Raw genomic sequence first — 14,231 nt, forward strand, 5'->3', positions numbered from 1 at the left:
AGGTACGGGCCCCGGTTCGGTGGACTGCGGTGGACGCCCGCGCCGCACGGGAGCGGCGGGGTGTCTCGGACGAGCGCCCACACTATCGGCTGGCCACGACGGCGGCCCGCCGCCTGTGGACAAGCCACCTGCGACGGGCCGTTCACGGCCTCGGACCGGGCCGCGCTCAGACGGCCGCCTTCTTCAGCCGGCGGCGCTCCCGCTCGGAGAGTCCGCCCCAGATGCCGAATCTCTCGTCGTTGGCAAGGGCGTACTCGAGGCATTCGGAGCGGACCTCGCAGGCGAGGCAGACCTTCTTGGCCTCGCGGGTGGAGCCGCCCTTCTCGGGGAAGAAGGACTCGGGGTCGGTCTGGGCGCACAGTGCGCGCTCCTGCCAGCCGAGTTCCTCGTCCGTGTCGTCGACGTCGACCAGCAGTTGCTGCACCAGCTCGGTCATGTGCGCCCCTCGCTCTGTCTTTCGCGTCCCCGTGACGTGGCCGTTACCGTTGTCGGCTGAACGACACGAGTGAAATTACAAGTGTGCTGCTCCGGGCGAGTCAAGCTGAGATCTGCTATTGGGCCCCTTATTCACTCTGCGGAACCAAGGCCATGCGGTAAGTGTTCAAATCGGCATAAACCTTGACACGCAGATGAGGCCCCGAAGGGCCTCCGCCCCGCACGGTCCCGTACGGGGAAGGACGCCCCGGGGAGCGATCTCGTTCCGACACGCGTCCGGAAGCGAACCGGATCACCGTCGGACGACGGGATCGCGACGGGTCCTCGCGCCCGGCTTGTGCGCCATGTGTCCCGGTGAGGGCATGCGCAAACCTTTCGCCTCGCAGCTGAACCTGATGAGGTGAAACGGTCTCGCCCGGCGGGTGCCGAGTTGACACCGATGGTGTGAGCCGCTGTCCTTGTGGGCATGCTCGCGAACTTGGCGCTCGCCTCGACCCGCACCGCCGGGTCCCACGGTGCTGCCCGGGCCCGCTGTAGCTGTTGTCGCTGTTCCAGCTGTTGAGCCCGTCCCTTCGCTCCGGCTGTCCCTGAGTCCGATCCGGACTCGGCTGCCTGTTCCACGCCCGCACCAGGGCACCCCTCTCGCCCGTGACCCGGGCGGACGGCACGTGACACCCAGCCCCCCGCCTCTTCTCCCGCCGAGGACCACCGCATCCCATGAACAGCGACAGCGACCTCCAGATCGCCGGCGACATCCTCGAAGTCCCCCACCTCCTCCAGGCCCCCCGCGAGCACCCGGCCACCGTCGCCGAGTTCGCGGGCCTGGCCCGGTCCGTCGCCGCCGACCGGTCCCAGTGGGAGCACCTCGTCCGGTACGACGCGACCAGCCGCTGGTACCACCGGCTGCGCACCGGCCCCGGCTACGAGGTGTGGCTGCTGTCCTGGGTGCCCGGACAGGGCACCGGACCGCACGACCACGGCCGTTCCTCCGGGGTGATGACCGTCCTGGAGGGCACGCTGACCGAGCGCACGGAGCGCGGCACGCGCACGTTGTCCGCGCCTCCGGCGGGGGCCGCCGCGCCCGGGCGGAGCCGGGAGTGGGGCAGGGTGTTCGCTCCGGGGTACGTCCACGAGGTGGTCAACGACACGCTGGAGCCGGCCGTGAGCCTGCACGTGTACTTCCCCGGTCTGACCGAGATGCCGATGCACGCGGCGCCGTACTGCGAGGGGCGTGCCGTCACCGTGTGACCCGCCGTCCGGTCACCGGGGGCGACGGGCGGCGGGCGTGTGACGGGTTGTCGCACCCGCCTGCAAGACTTGGCGCATGCGCATTGTGGTTCTGGCAGGCGGCATCGGTGGTGCCCGGTTCCTGCGCGGTCTGAAGAGGGCCGCGCCGGACGCGGACATCACGGTCATCGGCAACATCGGGGACGACATCCACCTCTTCGGGCTGAAGGTCTGCCCGGACCTCGACACGGTGATGTACACGCTCGGCGGCGGCATCGACGAGGAGGAGGGCTGGGGGCGGGCCGACGAGACGTTCCGCGTCAAGGAGGAGCTCGCGGCCTACGGCGTGGGACCCGAGTGGTTCGGGCTGGGCGACCGGGACTTCGCGACGCACATCGTGCGGACGCAGATGATCGGTGCCGGGTACCCGCTCAGCGCGGTCACCGAGGCGCTCTGCGACCGGTGGAAGCCGGGCGTTCGGCTGATCCCGATGAGCGACGACCGCGTCGAGACGCACGTCGCCGTCGAGGTGGACGGCGAGCGCCGGGCCGTCCACTTCCAGGAGTACTGGGTGCGGCTGCGGGCGTCGGTGCCGGCCGAGGCGATCGTGCCGGTCGGCGCCGAGCAGGCGAAGCCCGCGCCCGGGGTGCTGGAGGCGATCGCCGGGGCGGACGTCGTCCTCTTCCCGCCGTCGAACCCGGTCGTGTCCGTCGGCACGATCCTCGCCGTGCCCGGCATCCGCGAGGCGATCGCCGGGGCCGGGGTGCCGGTGGTGGGCCTCTCCCCCATCGTCGGGGACGCGCCGGTGCGCGGGATGGCCGACAAGGTGCTGGCGGCGGTCGGTGTGGAGTCGACGGCCGCCGCGGTCGCCGAGCACTACGGCTCGGGGCTGCTGGACGGCTGGCTCGTGGACACCGTCGACGCGGCTTCCGTGGAGCGGGTCGAGGCCGCCGGGATCCGCTGCCGGGCCGTCCCGCTGATGATGACGGACCTCGACGCGAGCGCGCGGATGGCCTCGGAGGCGCTGGCGCTGGCGGAGGAGGTGCGGGGCGCGTGAGCACGGAGACCGGTTACCGGGTCTGGGCCGTGGGCGGGCTGCCCGAGGTGCGGGCGGGCGACGACCTCGCCAAGCTGATCGCCGCCGCCGAGCCGGGGCTCGTCGACGGGGACGTCGTGCTGGTGACCTCGAAGATCGTGTCCAAGGCGGAGGGACGCGTCGTCCGGGCGGACGACCGGGAGGCCGCGATCGACGCGGAGACCGTGCGGGTCGTGGCCCGCCGCGGGGCGCTGCGGATCGTCGAGAACCGGCAGGGCCTGGTCATGGCGGCGGCCGGCGTCGACGCCTCCAACACCCCGGCGGGGACCGTGCTGTTGCTGCCCGAGGACCCGGACGCCTCCGCGCGCGCGATCCGCGACGGGCTGCGCGACACGCTCGGCGTCGACGTCGGCGTCCTCGTCACCGACACCTTCGGGCGGCCCTGGCGCGCGGGACTCACCGACGTGGCGATCGGCGCCGCGGGCGTCCGCGTGCTGGACGACCTGCGGGGCGGCACGGACGCGTACGGCAACCCGCTCGGCGCCACCGTCGTCGCCACGGCGGACGAGCTGGCCGCCGCGGGCGACCTGGTGAAGGGGAAGGCCGCGGGGCTGCCCGTGGCCGTGGTGCGGGGTCTGCCCCGGGTGGTGGCCGACGGCGACGGGGAGGGCGCCCGCGCCATGGTGCGCGGCGCGCGCGACGACATGTTCCGGCTCGGGACGTCCGAGGCCGTACGACTGGCGGTCACCCAGCGGCGGACCGTGCGCTCCTTCACCGACGAGCCGGTCGATCCCGGCGCGGTGCGGCGGGCCGTGGCCGCCGCCCTGACGGCGCCGGCGCCGCACCACACGACGCCCTGGCGGTTCGTGCTCCTGGAGTCGGCGGGGTCGCGGGTGCGGCTGCTGGACGCCATGCGGGACGCGTGGATCGAGGACCTGCGGCGGGACGGCAGGTCCGAGGAGTCGATCGCCAAGCGGGTGCGGCGCGGGGACGTCCTGCGCAACGCTCCCTGTCTGGTCGTGCCGTGCCTGGTGACGGACGGCTCGCACACCTACGGCGACGCGCGGCGGGACGCGGCCGAGCGGGAGATGTTCGTCGTCGCGACCGGTGCCGGGGTGCAGAACTTCCTCGTCGCGCTGGCCGGGGAGCGGCTGGGGTCCGCGTGGGTGTCGTCGACCATGTTCTGCCGGGACGTGGTGCGCGAGGTGCTGGAGCTGCCCGGGGACTGGGACCCGATGGGGGCGGTGGCGGTCGGGCATCCGGCGGAGGAGCCGAAGGCCCGGCCCGCGCGGGAGGTCGCCGGCTTCGTGGAGGTGCGGTGACCTCCGGGCGGCCGTGCGCCTACGCTCGTAGGTCACCGGTCGTCCCGTGGCGCGGACCCGCCCGGTCCGCCCGCCCGACCCCGCCCAGCTAGGACCTCACCCGTGGCAGGACGCTTCGATCCCCGGCCCGCGCTCCCCCGCGGCCCGAGGGGCGTGGGAGGGGCCGCCGCGGCCGTGCGCCGCGGGCCCGTGGGCGTGGGCGCCGCGGCACCTCGGCAGGCTTCCTCGGCGGGGCGGGTGCGGACCTGGGTGCCTGACGGGCCGCTCGATCTCGGGCTGGTGCTGGGGCCGCTGCGACGCGGGCCGGCGGACCCGACGTTCCGGGCGATGCCCGACGGGTCGGTGTGGCGGGCCAGTCTGACCCCCTGCGGGCCGGGGACGCTGCGGGTCTCGGTGGTGCCCGGTGAGGGCGCGGTGCGCGGGCAGGCCTGGGGGCCGGGGGCCGAGTGGCTGCTGGAGCGGTTGCCCGAGCTGCTCGGGGCCGCGGACGACCCCGCCGCCTTCGTGCCCCGGCACCGGCTGGTGGCGGCGGCCCGGCACCGGCGGCCGGGGCTGCGGCTGCTGCGGACCGGGCTGGTGCTGGAGTCGTTGATCCCGTCGGTCCTGGAGCAGAAGTTCACGACGGTCGAGGCGTACCGGGCGTGGCGGACGCTGGTGCGCGGGTTCGGCGAGCCGGCGCCCGGGCCCGCGGCGGGCGGGCGGCTGTGGGTGATGCCGGCGCCCCGGACCTGGGCGCTGATCCCCTCGTGGGAGTGGCACCGGGCCGGGGTCGACGACAAGCGGGCCTCGACGGTGCTGCGCGCCGTGCGGGTCGCCGGGCGGCTGGAGGAGGCGGTGCGGATGCCGCCGGCCCAGGCGCAGGCCCGGCTGGAGGCCGTGCCGGGGATCGGACCGTGGACGTCCGCGGAGGTCGTGCAGCGCAGCCACGGGGCGGCGGACGCGGTGACCGTGGGGGATCTGCACCTGCCGGGGATCGTGGGGTGGGCGCTGGCGCGGGACCGGTCCGCGGACGACGCGGCGATGCTGGCGCTGCTGGAGCCGTACGCGGGGCAGCGGCACCGGGCCGCGCGGTTGATCCTGCTGAGCGGGAGCACTCCCGAACGGCGGGGCCCCCGCAGACCGGTGGGGGACATCAAGGGACTGTGAGGCGGCGGCGGGGGACTCCGAGGAGGCGGGTTCCCCGGGGTCTTCGGCCCCGCAGGCTCCTCTTCCCCGTCCCCTCCCCCCTCCTTCCCTTTCCTCTCCCGGACCGGACGGACCGGACGGGCGGAGGGCCTACCGGTCCGAGGAGAACCTCAGGGCGGCCGCCGGGATGCGCGCGTCGCACCACACCCTCACCCCGTCCCGGAGTTCGTTGTCGGCGCCGACCACCGCGCCGTCGCCGACGACCGCGCCGGTGAGGACGGAGCGTTCGCCCACACGGGCCCGGTTGCCGATGAGGGAGTCGGTGATGACCGCGCCGGGTTCGATCACCGCGCCGGGCAGGATCGTCGAGCCGAAGACGCGCGCGCCCTCCGCGACGAAGGCGCCCTCGCCGACCACCGTGCCGCCGGTCAGCTTGGCGTCGGGCGCGACCGTGGCCGTCGGCAGGATGAGACGGTCGCCGCAGCGGCCGGGGACCGCGGGCGACGGGGCGCGGCCGAGGACCAGGTCCGCCGAGCCCCGGACGAAGGCCGCCGGGGTGCCGAGGTCCAGCCAGTACGTGGAGTCGACCATCCCCTGCAGGTGGGCGCCGGCGGCCAGGAGGCCGGGGAACGTCTCGCGCTCCACCGAGACCGGGCGGCCGGCCGGGATCGTGTCGATGACCGAGCGGCGGAAGACGTAGGCGCCCGCGTTGATCTGGTCGGTGACGATCTCCTCGGGACTCTGGGGCTTCTCCAGGAAGGCCAGGACCCTTCCGGTGCCGTCCGTCGGGACCAGGCCGTACGCCCGGGGGTCCGTCACCTTCGTCAGGTGCAGCGAGACGTCCGCCGCCGTCTCCTCGTGGGTGGCCACCAGCCGTCCGATGTCCAGGCCGGTGAGGATGTCCCCGTTGAAGACCAGCACCGGGTCGTCGGGGCCCGAGCGGAGCCGGGACGCGACGTTGCGGAGGGCGCCGCCGGTACCGAGGGGCTCCTCCTCGGTGACGTACTCGATGTGCAGGCCCAGCGACGAGCCGTCGCCGAAGTACGGCTCGAAGACCTCGGCCAGATAGCTCGTCGCGAGGACGACGTGATCCACGCCCGCCGCCCTCGCCCGCGCCAGCTGGTGCGTGAGGAAGGGCACCCCCGCCGCCCTGACCATGGGCTTGGGCGTGTGCACCGTGAGCGGGCGCAGCCGGGTGCCCTTGCCGCCGACCAGGAGGATCGCTTCTGTCACCTTCGTCTCTGCTTCCTGCCGGGACCGGCCGAACTGTCTTTCGGCCGGCCAGTGTATGCAGACCGTCGTGCGGCGGCTCCGACGGCCGTGCGGTGTTCCGTGCCCGTTTCCCCGACGGCTGTGGAACGTGTCCTCGTCGGACGTGTCCTCGTCCCGCCGGAACCCCGGCGGGGCTCGCGCCGGCCGCCGGGGTTCCGGTTCCGCGGCGTCAGCGGCCCTGGTAGCCGGCCGCGGTCGTACGGGCCGAGCCGAGCTTGCCGTAGAGCTGCCGTCCCGGGCATTCCGTGGCGAAGCCGTCCCGGTGGCCGGAGATCACGTTCAGCCGCACGTTCTTGCCTTTTCCGTAGAGGTTGCCGCCGCCGGACTTCAGGTAGGTCTTTCCGTTCGGATCGGCGCCGAACAGGCCCAGCTTCCACGCCGTCAGGCGGGCGATGCCCTTGACCGCCGCGGCGGACGGCTTGGTGGACGTGAACGTGCCGAGGACGGCGACCCCCATGCTGTTGCTGTTGAAGCCGAGGGTGTGGGCGCCCAGGACCGGCTTCGCCACGCCCCCCGCGCGGCCCTCGTAGATGGTGCCGCACTTGTCGACGAGGAAGTTGTAGCCGATGTCCCGCCAGCCCATGCTCTTGACGTGGTACCGGTAGATGCCGCGGATGAGGGACGGGACCTGTGAGCACGTGTAGGTGTTCCCCGAGGCCGTGTGGTGCACGAAGGCGGCCTTGACCTTCGTCGTGTACACGAAGCTCTTCTCCCGCAGCTTCTCGTCGGCGCCCCAGCCGCGGCGGGTGACGATGCCGGGACGGGGGCCGATGTAGGGCTTCGCGCGCTGAGCGGCCGTCAGTTCGCCGGAGCGGAGGGCGAGGAGTTCGCGTCGGGTGTCCGCGAGGTCGAGGGCGGGGATCCCGGTGGCGCCGGGCGGGGTGAGGGCGGCGTCGGCGGCGGAGGCCTCCGCCGACCCGGCCGTCGTGCCGGCGGCCGGGTCCGCCGCCGCACCCGCCGCCGTGCCCGCCGGAACCTCGGCCGCGGCCCGGCCGCGGCGCGGTTCCGCGGGGGCGGGGTCGGTGGCGGTGCCGGGATCGACGAGTTCCAGGCGCATCCCCGCAGGGAGCCCGAGGGGCGAGGACACGGTGCGGGAGCCGCCCGCGGTCTCCTCCGTGCGCCGTTCGGCGTCCGGGCTGACCCGGACCTCGACGCCGTCCGACTCCCCCACCCACAGCGGGGCGGTGGCGCCGCGGACGTGGCCCGAGGCGCGTTCGGGGGTGTCGGGGTCGGCGCCGTGGTCGGCGTTGTGCGTCTCGACGTCCTGCCAGCCGGACCAGGTTCCGGTGCCGGCGGCGCGCGTACGGACCTGGACGCGGCCGTGCAGTTCGGCGTCCGGGTCGTCCCAGACGACGCCGAGGAGGGAGAAGGACCGTACGTCGCGGGGTGGCAGGCCCTGTTCGGCTCCGGTGCCGCCGGTGGCACGGTCGCGGGCGAGGGGGGTCAGGGGCAGCGACCGGGTGCTGCCGGCGAGCGGGGCGGCGGGGCCGGCGGGCCGGGCCGCGGCGGACGCCGCCTGTGCGGCCGGCACCGAACGCGCCGTCACCGCGGAGGCGGGGGGCGTCAACGGGAGGGCGAGTGCGGCCGCACAGGTGACGCCGATCGGGGAAGCAAGCAGTCCACGCATGCCACCGATCCTGGACATAGCCGTACTTTTCTGTCCATCGGGGTCTTGACGGGGCGTCGGGAGGCGTTCGGCCGAACCGGTGGCCCGGCGGCGGGCGTTCGCCCGGGGGACGCGCGTACGCTGACGCGGGTGAACGCCACTGACCGCACCCCCGCCGACCTGCTGCGTTCCGCGCTCGCCGCGGATCCCGCCCGCCCCCTGGTGACCTTCTACGACGACACCACGGGCGAACGGGTGGAATTGTCTGTGGCCACCTTCGCCAATTGGGTGGCCAAGACCGCCAACCTCCTCCAGGACGGGCTGTCCGCCGAACCCGGCGACCGCGTCGCGCTGCTGCTGCCCGCGCACTGGCAGACGGCGGTGTGGCTGGTGGCGTGCTCCTCGGTCGGGGTCGTCGCGGACGTGGCCGGGGATCCGGCCCGCGCGGACTTCGTCGTGGCCGGTCCCGGCCTGTTCGAGGCGGGGCTGGCGTGCCCGGGTGAGCGGTACGCGCTGTCGCTGGCGCCGCTGGGCCGCCGGTTCGTCCCGGCGCCGCCGCAGGGGTACGCCGACTACGCGGTGGACGTCCCGGCCCACGGCGACCGTTTCGCGCCGTACGCGCCCGTCGATCCCGAGGAGCCCGCGCTGATCGTGGCCGGCGCCGAGTACACGGGCGCGGAGCTGGTGGAGCGCGCCCGCGCCGACGCGCCGGCCCTCGGCCTCACCGGCCCCGGCTCCCGCCTCCTGTCGGGCCTGCCGTACGACACCTGGGAGGGCCTCAGCGCCGGCCTGTACGCCCCCCTGGCCACCGGCGGCTCGGTCGTCCTGTGCCGGAACCTGGCCGAGGCGTCGCAGGAGACCCTGACCCGGCGCATCGACAGCGAACGGGTGACGGCCACGGCCAGGTAGCCGCGACCGGACAGCCGCGGCCGGACGGTCACGGCCCGGCGGCCGCGGCCCGGCGGCCGAGTCGCTCGCGTGGAGCCTCCCCGGGCGGGCGGCCCACCGGCCGCCCGCCCTCCCCGTCCCGTCACCCCTTCGGCGCACCCCCGACCGCGCCCCGCCTCCGTCCGCGGCATCGTCGTAGGCACTGCACGGCGTTTTCGTACGGTGAACGGGAGGGCGGGTGCCGGCGTGAGCGGGAGTGAGGGCTCGGCGGGACCCCTGGGACCGGAGGGCGGGGCGGCCCGGCAGCTCGGCCCGGGGAGCGGGGCGTCCGCTCTCGGCGTGGGGCTCGCGCGGCGGCGCCGGCGGCGGTGGGCGAAGGCCGGGCTGGGGACGGTGGCCCTGCTGGTGGTGGGGGCCGGGGTGGCCGGGTGGGTGATGTACGCCAGGCTCGACGCGAACATCACGCCGGACGAGGCGGCCGCGGCGGAGCTGTCGCGGTACGCCGAGGAGCGGCCGACCGCCCTGGTCGAGGACGCGCAGAACGTGCTGCTGATCGGTTCGGACTCGCGCGCGGGGGACGGCAACGGCGCGTACGGGCGGGACTCGGGGACCGAGCGCTCGGACACGACGATCCTGCTGCACCTGTCCGCCGGGCGGCGCGGCGCGACCGCCGTGTCGATACCCCGCGACCTCATGGTGGACGTGCCGGCCTGCCGGCGGCCGGACGGCTCCCGGTCCGCGCCGATGTTCGCGATGTTCAACCACTCCTTCCAGACCGGTGGTTCGGCCTGCACGATCCGGACGGTGGAGAAACTGACGGACATCAGGATCGACCACCACGTCGTCGTCGACTTCCACGGCTTCAAGAGGATGGTCGACGCCCTGGACGGCGTCGAGGTGTGCCTGAAGGAGCCGGTCCGCGACGAGGCGGCCAGGCTGCGGCTGCCCGCGGGGCGGGTGACGCTCGACGGCGAGCAGGCCCTCGGCTACGTCCGCGCCCGCAAGTCCCTCGGCGACGGCAGCGACACCGACCGGATGGACCGGCAGCAGCGCTTCCTCGGCGCGCTCGTCGACAAGGCGCAGAGCAACGACGTCCTGCTGAATCCGGTGAAGCTGTACCCGGTGCTGGACGCGGCCACGTCCTCGCTCACCACCGACCCGGCCCTGGCGAGCCTGCGCGGCCTGTACGACCTCGTGCGCGGTCTGCGCGACATCCCCACCGCGCAGGTGCGCTTCCTGACCGTTCCGCGGGAGCCGTACGTCCACGACGCCGATCGCGATCAGCTCGTGGAGCCCGCCGCGAGGAAACTCTTCGAGCGGCTGAGGACGGACGCACCCGTCTCCGTCACCGAAAGGAAGCCGGGAATTCCCACCCCTTCGCAGTCGTCCGGTCACGACGGGTACACGTCGCCGAGTCCCGCCGAACCGACTTTCCGGGGAAACACGGCCGGCGATCACACCTGCACGTGAGCCGCGCGCACGGCCTCGGGTAAAGCGCTTCCCAAACAGGCCGGCCACGACGAACTCCAGTTCAAGGAAATAGCCTGTATTGCCCGGTTGTAGGGACGTGGAATTTGTCACCGTCGTCGCTGTGCGCGGAACTTGGCGGATAGTGTGAGCGATCCGGTGCACCGGCCTGAGGACCGTTCTGGGGTCGAGCACTGTGTGACCGAGACCCGAGCGCCTTGGAGGGGGAAAGGCGCCGCGTGGCCCCGACGGAGGATTCGGACAACCGTGGACGCGCAAGGCCGTGGGCGGGCGGACAACATCGACCCCGCAGACCAGTGGGTGCTCAATCCGGACACCGGCGAATACGAACTGCGACTGGCCCCTTCCGCACCGCAGTCGGCGGTGCCAGGACCCCGTAGGCGTCGCGCCCGTGCGGCGGACGACGGGCCGGACCCCGCGCCCGCCTCCGGGAGCCGTACGACGGCTCCGGAACGGGAGACTCCGCAACGGGACGCTCCGAAAGGCCCGGAGGTTCCGGAGCCGCGCCGCCGGCGGGGCGTGCCGGAGGAGCCGTCGCCGGGCAGGCGCGGGCGCCGGCCGGCCAAGAAGTCGACCAAGAAGACGAAGACGAAGAAGGTCCTGCTGTGGACCGGCGGGACCATGGCCTTCGTCCTGGTGGGCACCGCCGGTGCGGCGTACCTCTACCTCGAGCACCTCAACGACAACATCACCTCCGTCTCCGACGACGGCGCGAGCACCGGTGGCTTCAGCAAGGACAAGGCGATCAACATCCTGCTGATCGGCACCGACAAGCGCACCGGCGCGGGCAACGCGGGCTACGGCGACTCCGGCAGCCCGGGCCACGCCGACACCACGATCCTGCTGCACGTCTCCAAGGACCGGACGAACGCGACCGCGCTGAGCATCCCGCGCGACCTGATCGTGGACGTCCCGGACTGCCCGACCGAGCAGGAGGACGGCAGCAGCAAGGTCATCAAGGGCACCGCAGGCGTCCGCTTCAACACCAGCCTGGGCCAGGACGGCCGTACGCCGAGCTGCACCGTGCGCACGGTGACCGAGCTGACCGGCGTCCAGGCGGACAATTTCATGGTGGCCGACTTCAACGCGGTCAAGACGCTGACGACGGCGGTCGACGGGGTCGAGGTGTGCCTGGCCAAGGACATCGACGACCCGGACTCGCACCTGAAGCTGTCGGAGGGCACGCACACCATCCAGGGCGAGGAGGCGCTGGCGTTCCTGCGCACCCGGCACTCGGTGGGCTTCGGCGGCGACCTGAGCCGGATCGGGATCCAGCAGCAGTTCCTCGGCTCGCTGATGCGCAAGCTGAAGTCGAACGACACGCTCACCAGCCCCACCAAGATGATCAAGCTGGCGGAGGCGGGGACGGAGGCGCTCACCGTCGACTCCCAGCTGGACAGCATCTCCAAGCTGAAGGACCTCGGTCTGGAGCTGGGCAAGCTCAACACCAAGAACCTGACCTTCACCACCGTGCCCGTCGTCGACAACCCGGCCGAGAAGGTCAAGGCCACGGTCGTCCTGAACGCCTCGACCGCGCCCGCCGTCTTCCGGATGATCCAGGACGACGTCTCCTTCACCGAGGTGAAGGAGCAGGCGAAGGCGTCGAAGGACGCGGCGGCCGCGGCCGCGGCGGCCCGGCTCAAGGGCACCCAGTCCGCGGCCTCCGAGGTACGGGTGCGGGTGATGAACGGCGGCGCCGAGGCCGGCAGCGCACAGGCCACTCTCAGCTGGCTGCAGAACGATGAGGGCGTGACGAAGTCCGAGAACGCGGGCAACGCGCCCGCGGCGCTCAGCAGGACGACGCTCGAGTACGCGCCGGAACAGGCCGACCAGGCACGCAAGCTCGCCGCCGTCATGGGGCTGCCGGGGACCGCGCTGAAGCCGGGCGAGAGCGTCACCAACGCCCAGGGTCTGCCGACGATGACGCTGACGCTGGGCAAGGACTTCAAGGGCGCGGGCGTCTCGCTCACGGCTCCGACGACCGTGCCGGACACGGTCGACAAGTCCACGGCGGACAAGGTCCAGTGCGCCAAGTAGGTAACCCTACGGGCCCGTCGAGCGTCTGACTTGACGCGGGACGGGCCCGTGTCATGTCAGGCGCACGGCGGGGAGGGGCAGGGCCAGTGGGGCGTAGCACTGTACGGGGGACGGTTCCCGGGACCGGGGACACCACGTCCGCGGCGGCGGACGACGGGACGGCGGCCGAGGACGACGGGACGACGGCGGACGACGCGACGGCGGCCGAGGGCGGCGGCGCGGGGGACGGTGCCCGGGAGGACGGCGGCGCGGACGCGGCCGGTGACGGCGGGCGGGCCGGCCACGGCACCGGTCGCAGAGGGCGCAGACGGCGCGTGCTGCGCTGGTCGGCGACCCTGCTCACCCTGGTCATATTGGGCGGCGCGGGGGCCGGATACCTCTACTACGAGCATCTCAACGCCAACATCAAGAGCGACGCGCTGAACCTGGGCGACGCCAAGGACCGGGCGGCGGACACCAAGGCCAACGAGGCCGGGCAGAAGGCGCTGAACATCCTGCTGATCGGTTCCGACGCGCGGGACACCGCGGAGAACCAGAAGCTCGGCGGAGCCCGGGACACCTTCAACGGCACCCCTCTCGCCGACGTCCAGATGCTGCTGCACGTGTCCGCGGACCGCAGCAACATGTCGGTGGTGAGCATGCCGCGCGACACCCTGCTCGACATCCCCAGGTGCACCGACCCGGACACCGGCGAGGTGTACCGGTCGCTCACCCGGGAGATCACCAACTCCTCGCTGGGGCGCGGTGGTCCGGGGTGCACGGTGGCCACCTGGGAGAAGCTCACCGACATCCACGTCGACCACTTCATGATGATCGACTTCGCCGGCGTGGTCTCGATGGCGGACGCGATCGGCGGCGTCCCGGTGTGCGTGGACGCCAACGTCCACTCGCACACCAGCACCGGCAAGGGCTCCGGCCTGAAGCTGGCGGAGGGCACCCACGACATCAAGGGCGAGCAGGCCCTGCAGTGGCTGCGCACCCGTTACGGCTTCGAGGACGACACCGACCTGGCGCGCGCCAAGGCGCAGCACATGTACATGAACTCGATGGTCCGTCAGCTGCGCTCGGAGGCGAAGCTGACCAACCCCAACGGACTGCGCAAGCTCGCCGAGGCGGCCACGCAGGCGATCACCGTCGACGACGGTCTGGACAGCATCAAGAAGATGTACGACCTGGCGACCGAGCTGCAGAAGGTGCCCACCGAGCGCATCACCATGACGACGATGCCCAACCGGTACGACACCGCGCAGCCCGGCCGGGTGGTGCCCACCGAGGACGCCGAGAAGCTGTTCCGGCTGGTGCGCGAGGACATCGCCCTGGACGGCAAGGACGCCGCGAAGGCCACCGCGAGCCCGTCCCCGACGATCACGGACGCGGCCGCCGCGGACGCCGAGATCGCCGTGCGGGTCCACAACGGCACATACACCGACACGCTGGGCGCGGCCCGCGGACGGGCGGCCGCGGTGACGGAGCTGCTGGTCGGCAAGGGCTTCACCGGGGCCAGGGCGGACACCTCGCCGGCCACCCCCGAGAAGACCACGGTGGTCCGCTACCCGAGCGCCGACCTCCAGGCCGACGCCCTGCGGGTGGCGAAGGTCCTGGGCGTCCCGGCGGGCCAGGTGAAGCGGTCCACCGAGGTCTCCGGCGTCACCCTCCTCGTGGGCGCGGACTGGCGTTCGGGCACGGCGTACAAGGCGCCGGTGCAGGACGACAGGACGCCCGCCTCGGCGGAGACGATGAACGCCGCCGACACCGGCCAGTGCATGCACGTGGACCCGGCCTACAGCTGGTAGAC

At 73.4% G+C, this 14,231-nt stretch carries 11 protein-coding genes; 8 read left to right on the forward strand and 3 right to left on the reverse strand.

Going from position 1 to position 14,231, the window contains the following annotated elements; translation table 11 throughout:
• Nucleotides 1-166: 166 nt before the first annotated feature.
• Nucleotides 167-436 (reverse strand): WhiB family transcriptional regulator, encoded by a 270-nt coding sequence (locus ACZ5FU_RS12035; RefSeq protein WP_363086494.1) that lies wholly within the window; start codon nucleotides 434-436, stop codon nucleotides 167-169.
• 716 nt (nucleotides 437-1,152) lie between these two features.
• Between ACZ5FU_RS12035 and ACZ5FU_RS12040 the strand changes: the two genes are divergently transcribed.
• The 4 genes from ACZ5FU_RS12040 (at nucleotide 1,153) to ACZ5FU_RS12055 (ending at nucleotide 5,166) form a co-directional block, all read left to right on the forward strand.
• Entirely contained in the window at nucleotides 1,153-1,683 is a 531-nt protein-coding gene (locus ACZ5FU_RS12040; RefSeq protein ID WP_451527365.1) for a cysteine dioxygenase, read from the forward strand.
• Between the two features lie 76 nt (nucleotides 1,684-1,759).
• On the forward strand, nucleotides 1,760-2,719 hold the full coding sequence (cofD, locus tag ACZ5FU_RS12045) for a 2-phospho-L-lactate transferase (RefSeq protein WP_469045275.1): 960 nt from the start codon (nucleotides 1,760-1,762) through the stop codon (nucleotides 2,717-2,719).
• The gene (locus tag ACZ5FU_RS12050) at nucleotides 2,716-4,020 is read left to right on the forward strand and encodes a coenzyme F420-0:L-glutamate ligase (RefSeq protein WP_451527367.1); all 1,305 of its coding nucleotides are present in this window, start codon (nucleotides 2,716-2,718) and stop codon (nucleotides 4,018-4,020) included. The genes cofD and ACZ5FU_RS12050 overlap by 4 nt, the downstream gene beginning before the upstream one ends.
• 102 nt (nucleotides 4,021-4,122) lie before the next feature.
• Nucleotides 4,123-5,166 carry a DNA-3-methyladenine glycosylase family protein gene (locus ACZ5FU_RS12055; protein ID WP_451778972.1) on the forward strand — a complete coding sequence of 348 codons (1,044 nt, stop codon included), beginning with the start codon at nucleotides 4,123-4,125 and terminating at the stop codon, nucleotides 5,164-5,166.
• Between the two features lie 129 nt (nucleotides 5,167-5,295).
• On the opposite strand, the gene manB is transcribed toward ACZ5FU_RS12055, so the two are convergent.
• Both manB and ACZ5FU_RS12065 read right to left on the reverse strand, forming a co-directional pair.
• The gene (manB, locus tag ACZ5FU_RS12060; protein ID WP_451778975.1) at nucleotides 5,296-6,378 is read right to left on the reverse strand and encodes a mannose-1-phosphate guanylyltransferase; all 1,083 of its coding nucleotides are present in this window, start codon (nucleotides 6,376-6,378) and stop codon (nucleotides 5,296-5,298) included.
• A 208-nt stretch (nucleotides 6,379-6,586) separates the two neighbouring features.
• A complete protein-coding gene (locus ACZ5FU_RS12065) occupies nucleotides 6,587-8,044 on the reverse strand; it encodes a peptidoglycan recognition protein family protein (protein WP_451527370.1) in 1,458 nt (485 codons plus the stop codon).
• 129 nt (nucleotides 8,045-8,173) lie between these two features.
• Here ACZ5FU_RS12065 and ACZ5FU_RS12070 point away from each other — a divergent pair, with 129 nt between their 5' ends.
• The 4 genes from ACZ5FU_RS12070 (at nucleotide 8,174) to ACZ5FU_RS12085 (ending at nucleotide 14,229) form a co-directional block, all read left to right on the forward strand.
• Complete coding sequence (locus tag ACZ5FU_RS12070) at nucleotides 8,174-8,932, forward strand: TIGR03089 family protein (RefSeq protein ID WP_451527371.1); 759 nt, start codon at nucleotides 8,174-8,176, stop codon at nucleotides 8,930-8,932.
• Between the two features lie 255 nt (nucleotides 8,933-9,187).
• Entirely contained in the window at nucleotides 9,188-10,381 is a 1,194-nt protein-coding gene (locus ACZ5FU_RS12075) for an LCP family protein (protein ID WP_468834896.1), read from the forward strand.
• A gap of 264 nt (nucleotides 10,382-10,645) precedes the next feature.
• Nucleotides 10,646-12,436 (forward strand): LCP family protein, encoded by a 1,791-nt coding sequence (locus ACZ5FU_RS12080; protein WP_451527372.1) that lies wholly within the window; start codon nucleotides 10,646-10,648, stop codon nucleotides 12,434-12,436.
• 53 nt (nucleotides 12,437-12,489) lie between these two features.
• Entirely contained in the window at nucleotides 12,490-14,229 is a 1,740-nt protein-coding gene (locus ACZ5FU_RS12085; RefSeq protein WP_451527373.1) for an LCP family protein, read from the forward strand.
• The last annotated feature ends 2 nt before the right edge of the window (nucleotides 14,230-14,231 follow it).

It is taken from the genome of Streptomyces sp. NPDC031554 (assembly GCF_055580685.1).

Coding starts and splice junctions, on each gene's coding strand:
- cofD (WP_469045275.1), top strand. CDS start 1,760: ATGCGCATTGTGGTTCTGGCAGGCGGCATCGGTGGTGCCCGGTTCCTG.
- ACZ5FU_RS12085 (WP_451527373.1), top strand. CDS start 12,490: ATGTCAGGCGCACGGCGGGGAGGGGCAGGGCCAGTGGGGCGTAGCACT.
- ACZ5FU_RS12035 (WP_363086494.1), bottom strand. CDS start 436: ATGACCGAGCTGGTGCAGCAACTGCTGGTCGACGTCGACGACACGGAC.
- ACZ5FU_RS12040 (WP_451527365.1), top strand. CDS start 1,153: ATGAACAGCGACAGCGACCTCCAGATCGCCGGCGACATCCTCGAAGTC.
- ACZ5FU_RS12065 (WP_451527370.1), bottom strand. CDS start 8,044: ATGCGTGGACTGCTTGCTTCCCCGATCGGCGTCACCTGTGCGGCCGCA.